The sequence below is a fragment of the Allobosea sp. GW821-FHT09G06 genome (genome assembly GCF_059416005.1).
Genome location: NZ_JBWKOI010000003.1, coordinates 180361 through 199235 on the forward strand (window position 1 = coordinate 180361; position 18875 = coordinate 199235).

An 18875-nucleotide genomic window follows, 5' to 3' on the forward strand; every position below is an offset into this window, starting at 1 on the left:
GTGATGAACCAGCACTTCTCGGCTATCGACGGCGACAGGCTCGCGAAGCGCAACGCGCTGGTCCTTGCCGGTGCTCAGGCGCTCGGCGGCGCCAACCCCGCAATCATCGTCTCGCTCGGCGGCATCGTCGGCGCCCAGCTCGTCGCGGACCAGGCTTTCGCGACCGTGCCGGTCAGCCTGCTCCAACTCGGCATCGCCTCGGGCGTCATCCCGGCCGCGATGGTCATGCGCCGGCTGGGGCGACGCAACGGCTACCTGATCGGGGCGCTCGTCGGCGCGGCTGGCGCGAGCATCGCGGCCGGCGGTGTTTCGCTGCGCCTGTTCTGGCTGTTCTGCCTGGGAACCTTCGTCTGCGGGCTCTACGGCTCCTTCGTCCAGAGCTATCGCTTCGCCGCCGCCGATACCGCGACCGATGCCTTCCGGCCGCGCGCGATCTCCTGGGTGATGATCGGCGGGCTTGCCGCCGGCGTCATCGGCCCGCAATCCGTCTACTGGACACGCGACCTGACACCGGCCGCACCTTTCGCCGCGAGCTTCATCGCCCAGGGTGCGCTTGCGTTGATCGCGATCCTGATCGTCTCGCGCCTGCGTGCGCCGCCGGTCGCGGCTGTCCGTTCGGGCGGGGGGCGCCCGCTCGGCGAGATCATGCGCCAGCCCAAGTTCATCGCCTCGGTCACGGCCTCGCTCGTCGCCTATGGCCTGATGAGCTTCGTGATGACGGCTGCGCCGATGGCGATGGTCGCCTGCGGCCATTCGGTCGGTGACGCCACGCTCGGCATCCAGTGGCATGTGCTCGCGATGTTCGGGCCAAGCTTCTTCACCGGCCGCCTGATCGCCCGCTTCGGCAAGGGCACGGTCACCGCGGTCGGCCTCGCCCTGACGGCGCTCGCCGCTATCGTCGGCCTTTCGGGTCTCAGCGTCGGCCATTTCTGGCTGGCCCTGATCCTGCTCGGTATCGGCTGGAATTTCGGATTCATCGGCGCGACCGCGCTGGTGACCGACTGCTATCGCCCGGAAGAGCGGGTGAAGGTGCAGGCCGCCAACGACTTCCTCGTCTTCGGCTCGGTCGCCATCGCCTCCTTCTCGTCGGGTGGCCTGCTCAGCCACGGCGGCTGGAATGTCGTGAACTGGATGGTCTTCCCGCCGGTCGCGATTGCCCTCATGCTCGTGGCCTGGCAGCGCTTCCAGCGCCCGGCCACGGCCTGAACGGCCGGCGATTCCCGATCGGAGCAGACCCATGAACAACCGCGCCTTCCCGCATGCGACCGGTCAGGTTCCGCCCGGCGCCATCGGGCATAATCGCGGCGTCATCAAACCCAACTACGCCTTCATGCCGCCGGAGGGCGTGCTGGTCAGCCGCCTGCCGCAATACCGGGACACGATCGTGCGCGTCCTGACCGGGCCGGTGATGGGTGCGGCCTTCGCCCAGTATGTCCTCGAGATTGCGCCCGGCGGCGGCACGCCGGCCGCCTTCAGCGAGGACGGCATCCAGCATTTCTTCTACGTCCTCTCCGGCGAGGCGCGGATCGCGGTCGCTGGCGGCGCTGCTCAAACGCTCACGGCTGGCGGCTTCGCCTATCTGCCGCCGGCGACTGCCTTCACCCTCCACAACGAATCAGCGGAAACGATCCGCGTCCTTGCCCTGCGCAAGCGCTACGAGGCTGCGCCGGGGCTTGCCGTGCCGGAGCCGATCGTCTCGCATCAGGATGCCGTGCCGATGGCGAATCACACCGGCATGGAGGGGCGCGGCTTCCAGTTCCTGCTGCCCTATGGCGATATGCGCTTCGATTTCGAGATGAACCTGATGTGGTTCAAGCCGGGCGTCTGCTTCCCGGCGGTCGAGACCCATGTCATGGAGCACGGGCTCTACATGCTGGAAGGGCAGGGGCTCTACCTGCTCGGGGCCGACTGGCACGAGATCTGGGCGCGGGATTTCATCTGGATGGGCGGTTTTTGCCCGCAGCAGTTCTACCCGACCGGCTACGGCGACGCCTGCTACCTGCTCTACAAGAACGTCAATCGCGACCTCGCGCTCTGAGCTTTCCCCAGGCGGCCTGACACCCGACGAAATTTGTAAGCCGGGGCGTTTGCGCTCCTCGCCGAAACTTGCCACAAATTCGCCTGACACTGGCGACGCGAGGCGGGCCTTGAGTCTTTAGGGCCCGTTTTTTCGCTGCCTGACGTCCAACGCTGCAAAAATGAGGAGCGACAGCGCTCCCGCCGACTGCAAGCTCTAGGGTCAGGAAATCGAATGTCAGCTCTGCTTCTCATCATCATATTGAGTGCGCTTTCCATAGCCTACGGCGTCTGGGCCTATGGCGATGTGATGAAGCGCGATGCCGGCAACCAGCGCATGCAGGAGATTTCCGGTGCGGTCGCCGAAGGCGCGCAGGCCTATCTCAAGCGCCAGTACATCACCATTTCCATGGTCGGCGTCGTGCTTTTCATCGCGCTCGCCTGGCTGCTCGGCAAATGGGTGGCGATCGGCTTCCTGATCGGCGCGGTGCTCTCCGGCGTCGCCGGCTTTATCGGCATGAACGTCTCGGTCCGCGCGAACGTCCGCACGGCCCAGGCCGCGATGCAGTCGCTGGGCGAGGGCCTCGACGTCGCCTTCAAGGCGGGCGCCGTCACCGGCATGCTCGTCGCTGGCCTCGCGCTGCTCGGCGTCGCCGTCTATTACGGCATCCTGACCTCCTTCCTCGGCTTCGAGGCTTCCAGCCGCACGGTGATCGATTCGCTGGTAGCGCTCGGCTTCGGCGCCTCGCTGATCTCGATCTTCGCCCGTCTCGGCGGCGGCATCTTCACCAAGGGCGCCGATGTCGGCGCTGACCTCGTCGGCAAGGTCGAGGCCGGCATCCCGGAGGACGATCCGCGCAACCCGGCGACCATCGCTGATAACGTTGGTGACAATGTCGGCGACTGCGCCGGCATGGCCGCCGACCTGTTCGAGACCTATGCGGTGACGCTGGTCGCGACCATGGTGCTCGCCGCGATCTTCTTCGCCGGCCAGCCGGTTCTCGGCACGATGATGCTCTACCCGATGGCGATCGGCGCGGCCTGCATCGTGACCTCGATCATCGGTACCTTCTTCGTGAAGCTCGGTGCCAACCAGTCGATCATGGGCGCGCTCTACAAGGGCTTCATCGCCGCCGGCGTGCTCTCGGTCGGCGCGATCGCGGCCGTGAACTACGCCATGTTCGGCGGCTTCTCGGCCGCCTTCAAGACGGCGCAGGGTGTCAGCTTCACCTCGGGTAGCCTCTTCGCCTGCGCGTTGGTCGGTCTCGCGGTGACGCTGCTCATCGTCGTCATCACCGAATATTACACCGGCACCGGCAAGCGTCCGGTGGTCTCGATCGCCCAGGCCTCGGTGACCGGCCACGGCACCAACGTCATCCAGGGCCTCGCGGTATCCTTGGAATCGACGGCGCTGCCGACCATCGTCATCATCGCCGGCATCATCGTGTCCTATACCTTCGCGGGCCTGTTCGGCATCGCCATCGCCACCACCGCCATGCTGGCGCTGGCCGGCGTGGTCGTGGCGCTCGATGCCTTCGGCCCGGTCACCGACAATGCCGGCGGCATCGCCGAGATGGCGGGCCTGCCCAAGGAAGTCCGCCACTCCACCGACGCGCTCGACGCGGTCGGCAACACCACCAAGGCGATCACCAAGGGCTATGCGATCGGCTCGGCCGGTCTCGGTGCGCTGGTGCTGTTCGCGGCCTATACCTCGGACCTGAACTTCTTCATCGGGGAAGCCAACAAGGCGGGGTCGACCACCTTCCAGTACTTCAAGGGCGTCACGGTCGATTTCACCCTGTCGAACCCCTATGTCGTCGTCGGCCTGCTGCTCGGCGGCCTGATCCCCTTCCTCTTCGCCGGCATGGGCATGACGGCGGTCGGGCGCGCGGCGGGCTCCGTCGTCGAGGAGGTCCGCCGGCAGTTCCGCGAGAAGCCCGGCATCATGCAAGGCACGGAGCGGCCCGATTACGCCCGCGCCGTCGACCTGCTGACGAAGGCCGCGATCAAGGAAATGGTGGTGCCTTCGCTCCTGCCGGTGCTGGCGCCGATCGTGACCTATTTCGTGATCTACTGGATAGCCGGCAAGAACAACGCCTTCGCGGCCGTCGGCGCCATGCTGATGGGCGTGATCGTCACCGGCATCTTCGTCGCGATCTCGATGACCTCGGGCGGCGGCGCCTGGGACAACGCCAAGAAGAGCTTCGAGGACGGCTTCGTCGACAAGGACGGCGTGCGCCATCTCAAGGGCTCCGAAGCCCACAAGGCCTCGGTGACCGGCGACACCGTCGGCGACCCCTACAAGGACACGGCGGGCCCCGCCGTGAACCCGGCGATCAAGATCACCAACATCATCGCCCTGTTGCTCCTGGCGATCCTGGCGCATTCCTGATCGCAGGCATCGACGATGCATTCCGGACCTGCGGCGAAAGCCGCGGGTCTTTCGTTGGGCGCAACGTGGCTCCAGCCGGGGGCTCTGGAGCGTACCGATCCATCCTCGGAACCACATCGTCATCCCGGGCTTGCCCCGGGATCCATCGAAGGGCTCCGGAACTCTACGATGGATCCCGGATCGGCGCTGCTGCGCAGCTTGTCCGGGATGACGATGCGGTTCCGTCCGAAATCAGAAAGCGCCGGCTGGCCGTCAAGAAATCCTTGAAATCAATAATTTATGGCTGCCACCTGAATCATCTTCACAAGCCCTTGAATCAAGCTCCGAAGCTACGGCCGGCTCCGTAGCGTTCCCGCATGCTTCGCTGCCTCCCGGCTGGCATGGTCCCGCCAACGCCAGGAGGAACCATGTCCACGCAGATGCTCGACCAACCCGCCGCCGCGCCGAACCGCGCCGTGGAACTCGCCCTGCTGCTGGTGCTGGCGGGGCTTTGGGGCGGCTCCTACACCTTCATCAAGCTCGGCGTGGAGACGATTCCGCCGCTGACCCTGATCACCGCCCGGACGCTGATCGCCGGCCTCGTTCTGCTCGTCGTCATCCGCTGGCGCGGTCTGCGGCTGCCGCGCGATCTCGCGACCTGGCGGTTGTTCCTCGTCCAGGCCGGCCTCAACAGCGTCGTGCCCTTCACCTTGATCGCCTGGGCCGAGCGCAGCGTCGCTGCCGGACTGGCGACGATCCTGAGCTCGACGAGCCCGATCTTCGTCGTCCTGCTGTCCTGCCTGTCGGCCTCGGCCGAGCGCCTGCCTGCTCTCCGCCTCGCAGGCATCGCGGCTGGCCTTGCCGGCACCGTCCTCATTGTCGGTGCACAGGCGATGACGGGCTTCGGCGAACAGCTCTGGGCGCAGCTGGCGCTGGTCGCGGCCAGCATCTGCTATGGCGGCGCGGCCTTGTTCGGGCGCAGCTTCAAGGGGCTCGACCCGATCATGCCGGCGGCGGGTTCGCTGCTGTGCGGCGCGCTCGTCCTGCTGCCGCTCAGCCTCTTGCTGGATCGGCCGTGGACACTGTCGCCCTCAGTGCAATCCATCCAGGCGCTGATCGCGCTCTCGCTCGTCTCCACCGCGCTGGCCTTCGTGATCTATTTCCGGTTGATCGCGCGGCTTGGCTCGGTCGCGACGACGTCGGTCGCCTATCTGCGCGTGCCTGCGGGCGTGCTGATCGGCATGGTCTTCCTGGGGGAGGCGCTGGCGCCGACCGCCTGGGCCGGGCTCGTCCTCGTCATCGGCGGCGTTCTGGCGATGACGCTGCCGCTGCGCAGCCGCGCTGCGGCAGGCTGATCGCGGCGAGCTGGCCTGAAAGCAAAAAGCCCGCGGCCGGTGCCGCGGGCTTTTCTGATTGGGCGATGGCGCCCCCGCTTATGCGCCGAGCGGGTTGAACTTGGTGACGCCCTTGAACAGGTTGCGCAGGAAGCTCTGCTCCTCGCCGCCCGTCGGGGTGGTGCGGCTGATGAAGTCGAAGATCACGCCGTCCTGCAGGCCGTAGTGGGCGATGCGCTCGACCTTGAAGCCCTTGTTGAAATAGATCACCAGCACCTGCTGGTCGATGGTCTGCGGATCCTGGAACTGGAACCGGCGGCGCATCGTCTGGCTGATATAGTAGAAGGTGCGGTTGCCGACCGTGGAGGTCGTCGAGGGCGTGCCGAGCGTCGTCAGCACCGCCTGCACGTCCATGCCGACCTTGACCTGCGCGATCAGCGCGTCGTCCATCACGAAGCCGCGCTTGAACACCTCGTTGATGCCTGACGAGGTCGGCAGCATGAAGCCGCCGGCATCGGGGCCGCAGCCGGCGAGCGCAAGGGAGGTGGTCGCGAGGGCTCCGAGCAGAGCCGTGCGGCGGGTGATCTGGGTCATGCGGGCACGATCCGAAAGGCGAGCACGGCGCGGGACGATCCCAAGCCGCTTGTCAAAAGGGTAAGGGTTGGCGTAACGCCCGAGGATGGCTTTGGCAAGGCGAGGACGCCCCGGGCAAGAGCGGGCGGGAGTAAACAAGTGATTTTCGGGTTGTTCGGCAAGCGCGCCAATCGGCGCTCTCCTGTGGACGCGTTGTTCGCGCGGGTCGCAGAGGCTTCGCGTCTGCCCGCCCTCTATATCGATGGCGGGATTCCCGACAGCTTCGAAGGCCGCTTCGAATCGCTGACCCTGCATGTTTTCCTGGTGCTGCGCCGCCTGCGTGAGTTGCCGCCCCCGGCTGCCGATCTCGCGCAGGACTTCGTCGATGCCTGCTTTGCCTATCTCGAGCTCGGCTTCCGCAATGGCGGCATCAGCGACATCGCCGTGCCCAAGAAGATGAAGAAGATCGGCCAGATGTTTTATGGTCGCGTGCAGGCCTATGAGGCGGCGCTTGCGGACCCCAGCCCGGAGGCGTTGGTCGAGGCACTGGGACGCAATGCCTGTGCGCCGGAAGCGGCGCCTGCGCTCGCTGCCTATATGCGTGCCGCCCAGGAGAGGCTGGCCACGGCCGATCTCGACGGCATCTTGAACCGGGACGATCTTTTCCCGGCCTTCTTGACCCCGGAGGTCGCTCATGACGCCTGATCACCCGCCGGCTTTGCCGCTCAGGCATCCCATCCGCGTCGAGGTAATCCGCCCGCGCGGCAGCGAGGTCGTGGTCCGGGCCGAGGCTGAGCAACTGCCCGCGATCGCCGCGCAACTCGGCTTGGTCTCCATCGAGTCGCTGGAGGCGCGCTATACGCTCTCGCGCAATGGCGAGCGGGTGAAACTCGACGGCCGCATCGCCGCCCGGCTGCACCAGGCCTGCATCGTGACGCTCGATCCGTTCCCGGTACAGCTCGACGTGCCCGTGCAGCTCGATTTCGCCCCTGAGGAAGAGGTCGCGGCCTTCGCCCGGCGCAACGAGCGGGACGATGCCGAGATCGATATCGAGGTGCTGCTGAACGAAGCGGACCCGCCCGAGCCGATCGTCGAGGGTGTGATCGATCTGGGCTCCATCACGCTGGAATTCCTGGCGCTGGCGCTCGATCCCTATCCGCGCAAGCCCGGCGCCAGTTTCGAGTCATCTGCGGGTGACACTGGCACGGAATCGCCTTTCGCGGCGCTTGCAAAGTTGAAACGCGGTGACTGAAGCGCTCTCCGGCCCTTGCGCTGCTTGCGGCATTGGCCCAAGTCGCTATTGTCCGGCCGGCACTGAGCCGTCCCGGATCGAAGGTCGGCCATTTCCGGGACACGCCAGAATTCCATGACAAGACCGGTTACAATCGCGCTCGATGCGATGGGCGGGGATCACGGCCCTTCCGTCGTCATCCCCGGCGCCGCCCTGATGCTTGAGCGCCGCCCGGACTGCCGCTTCGTGATCTTCGGCGACGAGAAGCAGGTGCTGCCGCTGATCGACCAGCACCCGAAGCTCAAGGCGGTGACGACATTCCATCACACCGAGGTCTCGGTGAAGATGGACGACAAGCCGAGCCAGGCTCTGCGCTATGGCCGCTACAAGTCCTCGATGTGGCGCGCGATCGATGCGACCAAGACCGGGGAGGCGGACGTCACCGTCTCCGCCGGCAATACCGGCGCGCTGATGGCGATGTCGAAATTCTGCCTGAAGTCGATGCCGCAGGTCGACCGGCCGGCGCTCGCCGGCCTGTGGCCGACGGCGCGCGGCGAGAGCATCGTGCTCGATCTCGGCGCCACCATCGGCGCGGATGCCCGCCATCTCGTCGATCTCGCGGTGATGGGCGCGGCCATGGCCCGCGTCGTGCTCGATCTCGACCGTCCGACCGTCGGCCTGCTCAATGTCGGCGTCGAGGAGATCAAGGGCGTCGAGGCGGTCAAGGAAGCCGGGCGCATCCTGCGCGAGAGCAACCTACCGCATCTTGCCTATCATGGCTTCGTCGAGGGGGACGATCTCGGCAAGGGCACGGTCGACGTCGTCGTCACCGAGGGCTTCACCGGCAATATCGCGCTCAAGACCGCCGAAGGCACCGCCAAGCAGATCGCCGAATATCTGCGCGCCGCGATGGGCCGTTCGCTGATGTCGAAAATCGGCTATCTTTTCGCCCGCGGCGCCTTCACGGCGCTGAAGGACAAGCTCGATCCGCGCAAGTCGAACGGGGGCGTCTTTCTCGGCCTGGAGGGCATCGTCGTCAAAAGCCATGGCGGCACGGATGTGATCGGCTTCGCCAGCGCCGCCGAATTGGGCTATGAAATGGCACGCGAGGACCTGATGGCGAAGGTCCGCGAAATGGTCGCCGCGAGCACGCGCCCGGAATTGACGGCCGCGCAGCCCGCCGAGACCGAGTAAGGAACAACCTCTTTTGTCCATCCTGCGCTCTCAAGTCGTCGGCTGCGGCTCCTATCTGCCCGCGCGCATTGTCACCAATGCCGAGTTGGCTGCGCGTGTCGACACCAGCGACGAGTGGATCGTCCAGCGCACCGGCATCCGCCAGCGTCACGTCGCGGCCGATGACGAGCCGACCTCTGTGGTCGGTTTGAAAGCAGCGCAGGCGGCGATCGCTGACGCCGGCATCGACCCCGGCGAGATCGACCTGATCATCGTCGCGACCGCGACGCCGGACCACACCTTTCCCGCGACCGCGACGCAGATCCAGGCGGCGCTCGGTATCACCGGCGGCGCGGCCTTCGACGTACAGGCGGTCTGCTCCGGCTTCGTCTTCGCTCTGGCGACGGCCGACAAGTTCCTGACCACGGGCGGCGCTCGCGCTGCCCTGGTGATCGGTGCCGAGACCTTCTCGCGTATCCTCGACTGGGAGGACCGCGCCACCTGCGTGCTGTTCGGCGATGGCGCAGGCGCCGTCGTGCTGAAGGCGGCGCCGGGCGAGGGGACGCTGGCCGATCGCGGCATCCTCACCACCCATATCCGCTCGGATGGCCGCTACAAGGACAAGCTCTATGTCGACGGCGGCGCCGGCTCGACCAAGACGGTCGGCTTCCTGCGCATGGAGGGCAAGGAGGTCTTCCGCCACGCCGTCACCAATCTCGCCGAGACGGTGCGCCACACCTTCGAGCAGACCGGGCTCACGGGCGCCGATATCGACTGGTTCGTGCCCCACCAGGCCAATCGCCGCATCATCGACGCGACGGCCGACAAGCTGGGCATCAGCCACGACAATGTCGTCGTCACGGTCGACCGTCACGGCAACACTTCGGCTGCCTCGATACCGCTCGCTCTGGCCGAGGCTCATGCCGATGGCCGCATCAAGCGCGGCCAGCTTGTGCTGATCGAGGCGATGGGCGGCGGCTTCACCTGGGGGTCGGCTCTGATCCGCTGGTGACGTTGCGGTAGGGATTTCGCGAAAATTGTCATAAATCGTCGCTATTTCGGGTCGAATCCGGCCTTCGCGGGCATATTGACCCCGCTTGAGGATTGACCCGCGCGACGGGGGCGCCTAGCGTCCGCCGTCCGTAATGGCGAAGGGCCGGCTGTTTTGAGCCGCTGCCCGCAATACGCCTTGGAGGATATGAATGGCGGGGCAAACGGTCACTCGCGCGGACCTGTGCGAGGCTGTCTACCAGAAGATCGGCTTGTCGCGGACGGAGTCGTCGAAGCTCGTCGAAGCGGTGCTCGACGAGATCTGCGACGCGGTCGCGCGTGGCGAGAATGTGAAGCTTTCTTCGTTCGGTTCTTTCGTCGTGCGAGACAAAGGCGAGCGAATCGGGCGTAATCCGAAAACTGGCGTTGAGGTGCCGATCGAGCCGCGTCGCGTGATGGTGTTCAAACCCTCTAACGTGATGAAGGCCCGCATCAACGGGCAGACGGGTGAGGGTGAGACTGAGTGAGCCTGGAGTTCCACGCCGGCGATACCGAGGCCGAATTGGACACCAAGAGCCCAGATGCCTTCCGGACAATCAGCGAGGTCGCAGAAGACCTCGACATACCCCAGCACGTGCTGCGTTTCTGGGAAACCCGCTTCAACCAGATCAAGCCGCTGAAACGTGGCGGCGGACGCCGCTACTACCGGCCTGACGACGTTGCCCTGCTCAAGGGCATCCGGCGCCTGCTCTATGGCGAAGGCTATACGATCAAGGGCCTCCAGCGCATCCTGAAGGAACAGGGGCCACGCCATGTCCAGGCGATCGGACGCGGCGCGCCGATCGGCGCCATGGGCGGCGGCGCGCCGGCTGCCGCGCCAGGCGGCCCGGCCGCCGTGCCGGGTGACATGGCCGAGGCCTCGCCGGAGCGGACGGCGCCTTACCGGCAGCCCGTTCCGGAAGGGCTCGACGACGTCTCCATCCTGACGGCGGTCATGAAGGAGCTCGGCGAGTGCCGGCGCATCCTCGAGCAGGCCTTGCAGCCGGCGCCTGACGCGGCCTGATCCGGACTTGCGGCCGCGCCTGTGGCGTTTGCGCCGATGCAGGCGCGACGCCGGTTGATCGATCCGCTCCCGACCCTAGCTTCAGAGCCCAGGACGACACGTCCTGTCTCCGGCGCGGATGGCCGTGCCCTGTCTCTCAAGGAGTGCCGGCATGGCCTGGCTCTATCTGTTCGTCGCGGGCCTGTTCGAGGTCGGCTGGGCCATCGGCCTGAAATACACCAACGGCTTCACCCGACTCGTCCCGACGCTGTTCACTGGCGCCAGCATGATCGTCAGCCTGGGCCTGCTCGGGCTTGCCCTGAAGTCGCTGCCGGTCGGCACGGCCTATGCGGTCTGGACCGGCATCGGCACGATCGGCACGGCGATCCTCGGCATCGCCCTGCTGGGCGAGCCGGCGGGCGCGTTGCGGCTGGCCTGCATCGGCCTGATCGTTGCCGGCATCGTCGGGCTCAAGCTGGTCTCGGCCTGAGGGCCAAAGCTCAGCTGCGCCGCCAGGACTCCGGCCAGTAGCCGCCGCGCTCCACCAGCACGATCAGGACGATGATCGCGAGCGTGACCACGAGGGTCATGAGCTTCGCGTTCCAGGGCACGCCGCGACCGACGAGCCAGATCAGGCTGAGGCCGACGATCAGGGGTATGACGATCTCCATGCGGCGATCGTAGCCTGCGCGGCGGCCGGGCTGCAATCGCCGCCTCGACCTTTCGAAGCGCGACCCGCGCGGTGCGAAACCCGCTGGCGGGCCGGGCCTTAGAATGTCGCCAGGACCAGATTGACGCCGAGCGTCGGCCCAAGCTTGGGCGGGATGATGTTGAACGTCGCCCCGTCCTGGCTGATCGACGCATGGGCGGAGAGCCCGAGATTGAAGCCGCCGAAGAGGTCGATCTGGGCGCGCTTGAACGGGCCGATCGGCGTCTCGGTCTTGAGGACGTGGATGACGGCCTTGCCCTCCACATTCGCTCCCGCGGAGACTTCGCCGGCCGCGCCGCCCATGCCGACCGCGCCATTGGCGCTGGCCCAGAGATTGGCGTTGATCCCTGCTTCCAGCCAGTCCGCGATGACGAGCGTCGGCGTGGCGATCTCCACCTTGGTCTTCCAGGTCCCGGTCAGCTTCAGGTTCTGCTGGTCGAAGTCGATATCGCCTTCCATCTTGAAATAGGGGCTGAAGAACTTGGGCGCGCGCGGCTGGACGATCTTGTTGATGCTGTAGGTGAGCGTGAGCTTGCGCAGGTCCTTGGTGGTGCCGATGACCTGGATCGATTGCGGCATCGTCCCGTCGAGCTTCAGCTGGTCCAGCAAGGCCAATGGCGTCTTCAGCGCCTTGGGGACCACGCCATGAGCCATCATCGTCGCTGTCTTCAAGCCGATATGGCGCAGCTCCAACTTTGGGATGTCGAGCCCGGTCTTCTCGAGGCGGGGCAGGGAGGTCCAGCTCTGGATGTCGTTGCGCCGCGTCAGCAACTTGCCGGCGGTGTCGAGCAGCGGCGGCAGCGGCAAGGCCTTGCCGGTGAAGGCGAAGGCATTCGCCGGCAGGTCCAGCGTCAGGACCTGCGTGACCTTGACGACCTCGAACAGGCGGCTGCCCGTCAGATTGCCGACGCTGCCGTCGTCGAACAGGCCGCAGGCGCGCTGGAAAGTCTTGACCGCGCTTTCGGTGTTGTCGCCGAAGATGCCGTCGACCTTCAGATTGTTCTTGCCGCCATTCATGAAGTTGATGGCGTTCTGGATCGCCGCCGTATTGTTGCAGCGCGACCCCTTCGAGACGGATTTCCTGGCGGGCCCGGACATGTTCAGCCTCCGTCGCGGCCAGCCCTGACGGTCGCGGGGGCGACCGTAGCGCCGCGATTACGGCGGCGCCTGCTCCAGGCTGCCGCCTCCATGCAGAGCTAGCACTGCCGGAGCCGTATGCTCGTCATCCACATGACGGAGGGTAGGGCGAAGAGGCGCTCAGGATGCGGCTGCGTCCGCCGCGGCGCTGTCCGGTGTCGCGCTCCGACCGATCGGCAGCCCGCCTTCGACCAGCGGCTTCAGCCGCCCGAGCTCGACCGCGAGGAAATCGAGGAAGAGCCTGACGCGGGGCGTGTGCCGCATGTCCGGATGGGTCAGCAGCCAGAGATCGGCGGCAAGATCGGGCTCGGGCTCCCCCAGACGACGCAGGGCGGGGCGCGTGTCGCCGATGAAGCAGGGCAGGAAGCCGACGCCGATCCCGGCCTCGACGGCCTCTGCCAGGCCGAGAACGGTGTTGAGCCGGTAGACGACGCGTTCCGGCGCGACATGGCGGGCGAGATAGCGAACGGCGCTGAGCATGGTGAACTGGTCGCCGAGCGAGACCCAGCTGCGCTCCCACAGGCTTTCGCGGCTGGGCGGTTCCGCATCGGGAAAGTCGGCGGCGCGGCCATAGAGCGCCCAGGCGATCCGGGCCGGCTTGCGGCCGATCAGCGTCTCCGGCGGATTATCGGTGGCGCGGATCGCCACATCGGCGTCGCGCTTGGAGAGATTGGCGGCCTGGTTGCCGATCAGGATATCGAGCCGGATATCCGGGCACTGCCCGAGGAAGCGGGCGAAGAGCGGGGTCAGCAGGTCGACCAGCAGGGAGTCGTTGGTGGCGACGCGCAATTCGCCGGCCGGCTTGATTTCCTGTCCGGCGAGCTTGCGGGCGAAGGCGGTGATGTCGTCGTCGACGCGGGCGGCGAGCTGGATCATCTCCTCGCCAGCCGGCGTCGCGACATAGCCGCTGCGATGGCGCTCGAACAGGCGGGTGCCGAGCGCCTCCTCGATCTGGCCGAGGCGGCGGAACACCGTCGAGTGGTTGACGCCGAGCGCTGCCGCGGCTGCCGGCAGCGCCCGTTTGTCGGCGATCGCCTTGATCAGGCGGAAATCGTCCCAGGCCAGGGGCTTTGCGGCTTGATTCATCCGCTCACTCTCGGCCAAGGCGCGAGCCCCTTCAAGGCGGGTTCGCGTCACGCCAGGGCCGGCTTGGCAGAGGTCGAAGAGCGCGAGCCGGTGACGGCGAGCGCGCCGTCGCCGATCAGCACATGCGCCAGCGCGGTCAAGGCCAGGAAGGCGGGATACTCCCAGCCGCCGTTCGGCGCATTGAAGACCCAGCCGTTCGGGGCGTGGATGGCAAGAGCGCCCAGCAGGACCGGCAGCAGCGCCGCCGAGACGAGGCGGCCATGGAAGCCGATGAGGATGGCGATGCCGCCGATGAGCTCGGCCAGCATGATCGGCCAGGCGAGGAAGCCGGGCAGGCCGACCTGTCCAAGGAAGCCGGTGAAGCCGGCGGGCGTGAAGATGACGAGCTTGAGATAGGCATGGGCGATGAACATCAGGCCGAGCGCGACGCGCAGGCCGAGGGCGCCATAAGGGGCGAGGCGATTGTCGATCATGGGAAGTCTCCTGAAACGGGACCGGTTGGTCTCGGACCAAAAGATCGGGCAGCCTTGTCCGCAAATCAAATTGTAGATTGGCGATAGTGAAATTGCATGGATGCAATGAAATGCCTCTGGCTTTCGGCCGCCTTCATGCCGATCTTCCGGCCAACGGAGCGGATGTCCGCTCATCGTGATCAGGACAACGGAGGACCCCAACCATGCAGATCAACGGCCTTCACCACGTCACCGCCATCTCCGGCCCGGCGCGCCGCAATCTCGACTTCTACAGCCGCGTGCTCGGCCTGCGCCTCGTCAAGAAGACGGTCAATTTCGACGATCCCGGCACCTATCACCTCTATTTCGGCGATGTGGATGCCGCGCCCGGTTCGATCCTGACCTTCTTCCCGTGGGAGCATGCGGCTCCCGGTCGCCTCGGCATCGGTGAGACCCAGGAGACGGTCTTCCGGGTTCCCGAAGGCTCGATCGGCTTCTGGGCGCATCGCTTCGTCGAGCAGGGCGTGCCGCATGAGGTGCCGGTCAAGCGCTTCGGCGAGACCGTGCTGAGCTTCCGCGATCCGGACGGCATGAGGCTCGCCCTCGTCGGCCTGCCGGGTGTCGAGAAGGAGCCGGCCTGGGCCGAGGGCGGCATCCCCGCCGAGCATGCGCTGCGCGGCTTCCACAGCGTCAGCCTGCTGCTGGCCGACGCTGCGCCGACCGGTGCCATCCTCAGCGACGTCTTCGGCTTCACGGAGATCGGCCGCGAGGACACGCTGATCCGCTACGCCGTTAAGGGCACGGCGATCGGCGGGGTGATCGACCTGCGCGTCGCCGGTGGCTTCCTGCCGGCCCGGCAGGGCGCCGGCTCGGTCCACCATATCGCCTTCCGGGCGGCCGATGACGCCGCGCAGGAGGAGATGGTGCGCCGCCTCGTTCAGAACCATGGCATCAGCCCCACGGAACAGCGCGACCGGAACTATTTCCGCTCGGTCTATTTCCGGGAGCCCGGCCATGTCCTGTTCGAGATCGCGACCGATATCCCCGGCTTCGCGGTCGACGAGCCGGCGGCCGAGCTCGGCCGTTCTCTGAAGCTGCCGCCCCAGTACGAGGCGCATCGCAAGGAGATCGAGGCGGTCCTGCCCGCTCTCGGCTGACGAAACCCGCCGCCCGCCACCCAGGCGGGCGGCGGAGCGACACCACGACGCCCTGCCTGCTTATCGCAAGGGGCAGGGCGATTCCGCTTGATGAAGGGAGACGACCATGACCGCCACGACCGTCGATACCGATTTCATCCATGTCTTCGAGCCCGGCCGTGATCCGGCGCGCCGGCCGCTGCTGCTCCTGCACGGAACCGGCGGCGACGAGCGTGACCTCCTCTCGCTCGGCCGCACCGTCGCGCTGGGAGCGAGCCTGCTCTCGCCGCGCGGCAAGGTCCTGGAAGGTTCGGCGCCGCGCTTTTTCCGCCGCCTCGCCGAGGGCGTCTTCGACGAGGCCGATCTCAAGCGGCGCACCGACGAGCTGGCGGAGTTCGTGCTGTGGGCGCAGGAGCGCTACGGCCTGCCGGCGCCGATCGCGCTCGGCTTCTCCAACGGCGCCAATATCGCGGCGGCTCTCCTGCAGCAGCGGCCGGAGATCCTCGCCGGCGCGGCGCTGCTGCGTGCGATGGTACCCTTCGCGGAGGCGTCCCCCGCCGATCTCGCGGGCAAACCCGTGCTGATCCTGTCGGGCGCGCTCGATCCGATCGTGCCGAAGAGCAATGCCGAGACGCTCGCCTGGCGGCTCTCGGAAAACGGCGCGGCCGTCGAGCACCGCGTGCTGCCGGCCGGCCACGGCCTCGGGCAGGCGGATATCGGCTTGCTCAGCGATTGGCTGGCACGCAACGCATCGTGGGCATAGTTCCGCGATGCCGCTTCTGGCGGCGCGGCCGTTCCTAGTCGATCAGGGGCATCAAAATGGCCATCGTGATGGCCAGAAGCACGAGCATGCGCAGCAGAACGGCGCGCTGGCTCGAAACAGGAATATCCACCGAACGCGACACCGCACGCATCCTCGACCTCCCAATCGACGCTACGTCAGGGGATCGTGCAACGAGACGATGCGTCTGGCAAGTCTGCGGGGGACGCTAAAAGGTGGACAACTGTACCTGTCGAGATCGATGCGATGGGCAACCGCGCGAACGGTGCCGAAAGGCGCTGCTACGCGTCGGCCAGCACGCAGCCGACCGGGTCCGCGACGATGACGCGGCGAGCCTTGCAGGCTTGCTCGGCCAACAGGACCTGGTCGATCCGGCGGCGATAGTCGGCCCAGGAGCCGAGGCTCAACCCGCAATTGGCGCAGGAGACGACGCTCGCATCGCTCAGTGCGTGCGGAATCGAAACGCCCGGCGAGCCGCAATCCTCACAATGGAACCCGTCTTGTCTCAACGCGATACCGTCCGTGCTCATCGTTGACGCCACGGCAACTTGCATGCCGCGACGACATCAAGGGCCATCGGAGATGACTGTCGGCTGAACGTGTGGTTCAGGATCGAAAGCGGGCGCTCAATCGACGGCGGAGACTTGCTCGCGACGCTCACGCAGCTGATCCCGTTCGGTGTCGTGGCCGGTCGTGATGACCAGACGCAGAACGGGCCTGCTGGCCGGCTCGAGCGCGAGCTGGTCCTTGCGGCTGGCGGCCGCGCGTCGAATCTGGGCTCGTCGCGCGATAAGCGACATCTGCTGCTTATGTTTCATGATCGAACTACCTGACGCCGCATGACGATCATCTCCTGAACCCGGCCGCTCGCGCACCCCCCATTTGGGGGAGGCGCCTGCTTCGGGCGGCAACTTGACCTGCGGATGCGAGGCGCCCGCGTCGTTTCGACGGGTTGTGCAAGATCGTGTCGAAGCGCATTGCATCTGCGCGGCCTCGCCACTATAAGCCGAGCCGTCGGAGCGTAGCGCAGCCCGGTTAGCGCACTTGTCTGGGGGACAAGGGGTCGGAGGTTCGAATCCTCTCGCTCCGACCATTTAACTGCCGGAAATCGTTGAGAAATGCCGGTTCGCCGAATGAGGGCGGGCCGCGAATTTCTGCGACCATTGCGGCACGATCTGCGACTCATCTGCTTGAGATCTGTTCCGCGTCGCGAGGAAGACCCTGCGCTGAAAAGGGGAATTGGCGACCGCGATTCCATCCGGAAGATGAACGTCAGAGAACAATTTCGTTCAGGCGGCGTTATCCAGGTATCTGCTTCAATCGCTGGAGCAAAAGGAGATCGTCATGCGTCGGTATGTGACCTCAGTGCTGCTCGGGGCTGGTTTGGCCGCAATCATGGCTTCGGCTCAGGCCGGCGAAGCCTTGCCGCAGGACGTTTCCAAGCGCCTCGACAACGCGCCAATTGAATTCTCGATGTCCGAAGCGAAGCGCGAGCGCCTGATGATCATTCAGGAAAACATGGCCCGTCAGCGGCACTATGGCCGCGGCGGCTATGGCTACGGTCGTGGCGACGGAGGCTATGGCTATGGTCGCGGCGGCTACGGCCAAGGTTATGGTCCGCGCTACGGTGGTGGGCCGCGGCTTGACCCTCATCCGTCGATATTTGGCTGTGGCGGCGTCCCGTGTGCCCGGCGGTGGTGATTTCAATAACGGGTTGAGCGGCCGTCGTTTTATGCAACTCGGCTACGATATCCAGAGGCCGTCCGCTCGCGGCCCCTGGAGTGTATCTCGTGTTCCCGCTGAATTTGCCTTCGGCACCATCGGTTGCTGCTGTCTTAGCACAGGTTTCGATCCGCTCGGCGGTTGCTTCAGGCGAGCGCTTTCGGTGCCGACAAGGTAGCTCCCGTCATTAACCCTTGCTTAAGCTTGTCGTTGCGGCTGCTCGGCCGTGCGCTCAATGTCGCCGTGGACGGGGGAGGCGTGCAGAGGCGGAAGCGATCATGTCCATGGCAAGTCTGGCGATCACGAGCACTGGGCCGCAGCGTCGCGCGGTCGCGCAGCCGGCTGGCTCGCTTGCGGCATTCTTCGGTGAGATCGAGCCCGACTGGCACTCGCAATGGGCCTGGGACCGCTACGAGGCGACCATTCTCGGGCTCGCCCATCAGTTCGGCCTGCGCAGCGTCTGCGAGATCGGGGGCGGCCGCGATCCGCTGTTCACGCAGGAGCAGGCCGCCCGCAACGGCATCGACCTCATCGTCAACGATATCGATGCCGGTGAGCTCGCCCTGACGGGACGCGGACTGAAGACCGCGCGCTTCGACATCGCCGGCGACCTCTCCGAGCCCGATGTCCGGCGCGGCGGCTACGACATGATGGTGTCGCGCATGGTCTTCGAGCATGTCGACGGGGTCGAGCGCGCCTGGCGCAACATCCACGAGTTGCTCGCGCCCGGTGGCGTGGCCTTGGCGTTTTTCCCGACCTTGTGGGCTCCCGTCTTCGCGCTGAACCACGTTCTGCCGGAGAAGGCCTCGCGAGCCATCGTGCATGCCCTGTTCCCGGCGCGCCGCGATGGTGGCGGTGATCCGAAGTTCCCCGCGCTCTACGATTGGTGTCGCGGCGATCCGGCCTTGCTCGAGCCGATGCTGAAGGAGGCCGGCTTTGCCGACATCCATATTCAGCGCTTCTGGGGACACGGCTATTTCGACCGGATGCCGGGGCTCAAGCAGGTCGACCACGTCTTCAATGCTCTCGCGGCGCGGGTCGGATGGAACTTCGTGACCACCCACGCCTATGTCGTGGTCCGCAAGGGCAGGGGCTGAGCTGAAGTCGCCGCGGCGCAGGCCT

At 66.4% G+C, this 18875-nt stretch carries 22 protein-coding genes and 1 tRNA gene; 16 read left to right on the plus strand and 7 right to left on the minus strand.

Features of this window, described 5'->3' with window-relative positions; translation table 11 throughout:
* The first annotated feature begins 3 nt into the window (after nucleotides 1-3).
* The 4 genes from AC07NY_RS17100 (at nucleotide 4) to AC07NY_RS17115 (ending at nucleotide 5742) form a co-directional block, all read left to right on the plus strand.
* Entirely contained in the window at nucleotides 4-1206 is a 1203-nt protein-coding gene (locus AC07NY_RS17100; protein ID WP_494584842.1) for an MFS transporter, read from the plus strand.
* A gap of 31 nt (nucleotides 1207-1237) precedes the next feature.
* Nucleotides 1238-2038 carry a (S)-ureidoglycine aminohydrolase gene (gene allE / locus AC07NY_RS17105; protein WP_494584843.1) on the plus strand — a complete coding sequence of 267 codons (801 nt, stop codon included), beginning with the start codon at nucleotides 1238-1240 and terminating at the stop codon, nucleotides 2036-2038.
* Nucleotides 2039-2251: 213 nt separating this feature from the next.
* Nucleotides 2252-4408, plus strand: coding sequence for a sodium-translocating pyrophosphatase (locus AC07NY_RS17110; RefSeq protein ID WP_494584844.1), 2157 nt, complete (start codon nucleotides 2252-2254; stop codon nucleotides 4406-4408).
* 407 nt (nucleotides 4409-4815) lie between these two features.
* Nucleotides 4816-5742: a DMT family transporter gene (locus tag AC07NY_RS17115; protein ID WP_494584845.1), complete on the plus strand. Its 927-nt coding sequence runs from the start codon at nucleotides 4816-4818 to the stop codon at nucleotides 5740-5742.
* 78 nt (nucleotides 5743-5820) lie between these two features.
* On the opposite strand, the gene AC07NY_RS17120 is transcribed toward AC07NY_RS17115, so the two are convergent.
* The gene (locus tag AC07NY_RS17120; RefSeq protein WP_492283744.1) at nucleotides 5821-6315 is read right to left on the minus strand and encodes an outer membrane protein assembly factor BamE; all 495 of its coding nucleotides are present in this window, start codon (nucleotides 6313-6315) and stop codon (nucleotides 5821-5823) included.
* Nucleotides 6316-6453: 138 nt separating this feature from the next.
* Here AC07NY_RS17120 and AC07NY_RS17125 point away from each other — a divergent pair, with 138 nt between their 5' ends.
* From AC07NY_RS17125 to sugE, 7 genes are all read left to right on the plus strand, one after another.
* On the plus strand, nucleotides 6454-6999 hold the full coding sequence (locus tag AC07NY_RS17125; RefSeq protein WP_492283743.1) for a ubiquinol-cytochrome C chaperone family protein: 546 nt from the start codon (nucleotides 6454-6456) through the stop codon (nucleotides 6997-6999).
* The gene (locus AC07NY_RS17130; protein ID WP_494584846.1) at nucleotides 6989-7546 is read left to right on the plus strand and encodes a YceD family protein; all 558 of its coding nucleotides are present in this window, start codon (nucleotides 6989-6991) and stop codon (nucleotides 7544-7546) included. Before AC07NY_RS17125 ends, AC07NY_RS17130 begins: the two co-directional genes overlap by 11 nt.
* 114 nt (nucleotides 7547-7660) lie before the next feature.
* Entirely contained in the window at nucleotides 7661-8719 is a 1059-nt protein-coding gene (gene plsX / locus AC07NY_RS17135; RefSeq protein WP_492283741.1) for a phosphate acyltransferase PlsX, read from the plus strand.
* A 13-nt stretch (nucleotides 8720-8732) separates the two neighbouring features.
* Complete coding sequence (locus tag AC07NY_RS17140; RefSeq protein WP_494584847.1) at nucleotides 8733-9710, plus strand: beta-ketoacyl-ACP synthase III; 978 nt, start codon at nucleotides 8733-8735, stop codon at nucleotides 9708-9710.
* A 190-nt stretch (nucleotides 9711-9900) separates the two neighbouring features.
* Nucleotides 9901-10215, plus strand: a complete 315-nt coding sequence (locus AC07NY_RS17145) for an integration host factor subunit alpha (protein ID WP_047573001.1) — start codon at nucleotides 9901-9903, stop codon at nucleotides 10213-10215.
* Complete coding sequence (locus tag AC07NY_RS17150; protein ID WP_494584848.1) at nucleotides 10212-10751, plus strand: MerR family transcriptional regulator; 540 nt, start codon at nucleotides 10212-10214, stop codon at nucleotides 10749-10751. The genes AC07NY_RS17145 and AC07NY_RS17150 overlap by 4 nt, the downstream gene beginning before the upstream one ends.
* A gap of 151 nt (nucleotides 10752-10902) precedes the next feature.
* Entirely contained in the window at nucleotides 10903-11220 is a 318-nt protein-coding gene (gene sugE / locus AC07NY_RS17155) for a quaternary ammonium compound efflux SMR transporter SugE (RefSeq protein WP_306225595.1), read from the plus strand.
* Between the two features lie 10 nt (nucleotides 11221-11230).
* Here sugE and AC07NY_RS17160 read toward each other — a convergent pair whose 3' ends face one another.
* The 4 genes from AC07NY_RS17160 to AC07NY_RS17175 form a co-directional block, all read right to left on the minus strand.
* On the minus strand, nucleotides 11231-11401 hold the full coding sequence (locus tag AC07NY_RS17160) for a hypothetical protein (protein ID WP_492283737.1): 171 nt from the start codon (nucleotides 11399-11401) through the stop codon (nucleotides 11231-11233).
* A gap of 98 nt (nucleotides 11402-11499) precedes the next feature.
* Nucleotides 11500-12537, minus strand: a complete 1038-nt coding sequence (locus AC07NY_RS17165; RefSeq protein WP_494584849.1) for a peptidoglycan-binding domain-containing protein — start codon at nucleotides 12535-12537, stop codon at nucleotides 11500-11502.
* 159 nt (nucleotides 12538-12696) lie between these two features.
* Nucleotides 12697-13662 carry a LysR family transcriptional regulator gene (locus AC07NY_RS17170; protein ID WP_494584850.1) on the minus strand — a complete coding sequence of 322 codons (966 nt, stop codon included), beginning with the start codon at nucleotides 13660-13662 and terminating at the stop codon, nucleotides 12697-12699.
* Between the two features lie 47 nt (nucleotides 13663-13709).
* Nucleotides 13710-14135 (minus strand): DoxX family protein, encoded by a 426-nt coding sequence (locus AC07NY_RS17175; RefSeq protein WP_494584851.1) that lies wholly within the window; start codon nucleotides 14133-14135, stop codon nucleotides 13710-13712.
* Between the two features lie 203 nt (nucleotides 14136-14338).
* Between AC07NY_RS17175 and AC07NY_RS17180 the strand changes: the two genes are divergently transcribed.
* Together AC07NY_RS17180 and AC07NY_RS17185 are read left to right on the plus strand one after the other, a co-directional pair.
* Nucleotides 14339-15271, plus strand: a complete 933-nt coding sequence (locus AC07NY_RS17180; RefSeq protein WP_492283733.1) for a ring-cleaving dioxygenase — start codon at nucleotides 14339-14341, stop codon at nucleotides 15269-15271.
* A gap of 106 nt (nucleotides 15272-15377) precedes the next feature.
* Entirely contained in the window at nucleotides 15378-16013 is a 636-nt protein-coding gene (locus tag AC07NY_RS17185) for an alpha/beta hydrolase (protein WP_494584852.1), read from the plus strand.
* A 299-nt stretch (nucleotides 16014-16312) separates the two neighbouring features.
* On the opposite strand, the gene AC07NY_RS17190 is transcribed toward AC07NY_RS17185, so the two are convergent.
* Both AC07NY_RS17190 and AC07NY_RS17195 read right to left on the minus strand, forming a co-directional pair.
* Nucleotides 16313-16561, minus strand: coding sequence for a hypothetical protein (locus AC07NY_RS17190; protein WP_494584853.1), 249 nt, complete (start codon nucleotides 16559-16561; stop codon nucleotides 16313-16315).
* Between the two features lie 96 nt (nucleotides 16562-16657).
* Nucleotides 16658-16849 carry a hypothetical protein gene (locus AC07NY_RS17195; RefSeq protein ID WP_494584854.1) on the minus strand — a complete coding sequence of 64 codons (192 nt, stop codon included), beginning with the start codon at nucleotides 16847-16849 and terminating at the stop codon, nucleotides 16658-16660.
* A 197-nt stretch (nucleotides 16850-17046) separates the two neighbouring features.
* Here AC07NY_RS17195 and AC07NY_RS17200 point away from each other — a divergent pair.
* The 3 genes from AC07NY_RS17200 to AC07NY_RS17210 all read left to right on the plus strand — a co-directional run bounded on the left by AC07NY_RS17200 (nucleotide 17047) and on the right by AC07NY_RS17210 (nucleotide 18850).
* Nucleotides 17047-17124, plus strand: a tRNA-Pro gene (locus tag AC07NY_RS17200).
* A 251-nt stretch (nucleotides 17125-17375) separates the two neighbouring features.
* Entirely contained in the window at nucleotides 17376-17732 is a 357-nt protein-coding gene (locus AC07NY_RS17205; RefSeq protein WP_494584855.1) for a hypothetical protein, read from the plus strand.
* 299 nt (nucleotides 17733-18031) lie between these two features.
* Entirely contained in the window at nucleotides 18032-18850 is an 819-nt protein-coding gene (locus AC07NY_RS17210) for a class I SAM-dependent methyltransferase (protein WP_494584856.1), read from the plus strand.
* The last annotated feature ends 25 nt before the right edge of the window (nucleotides 18851-18875 follow it).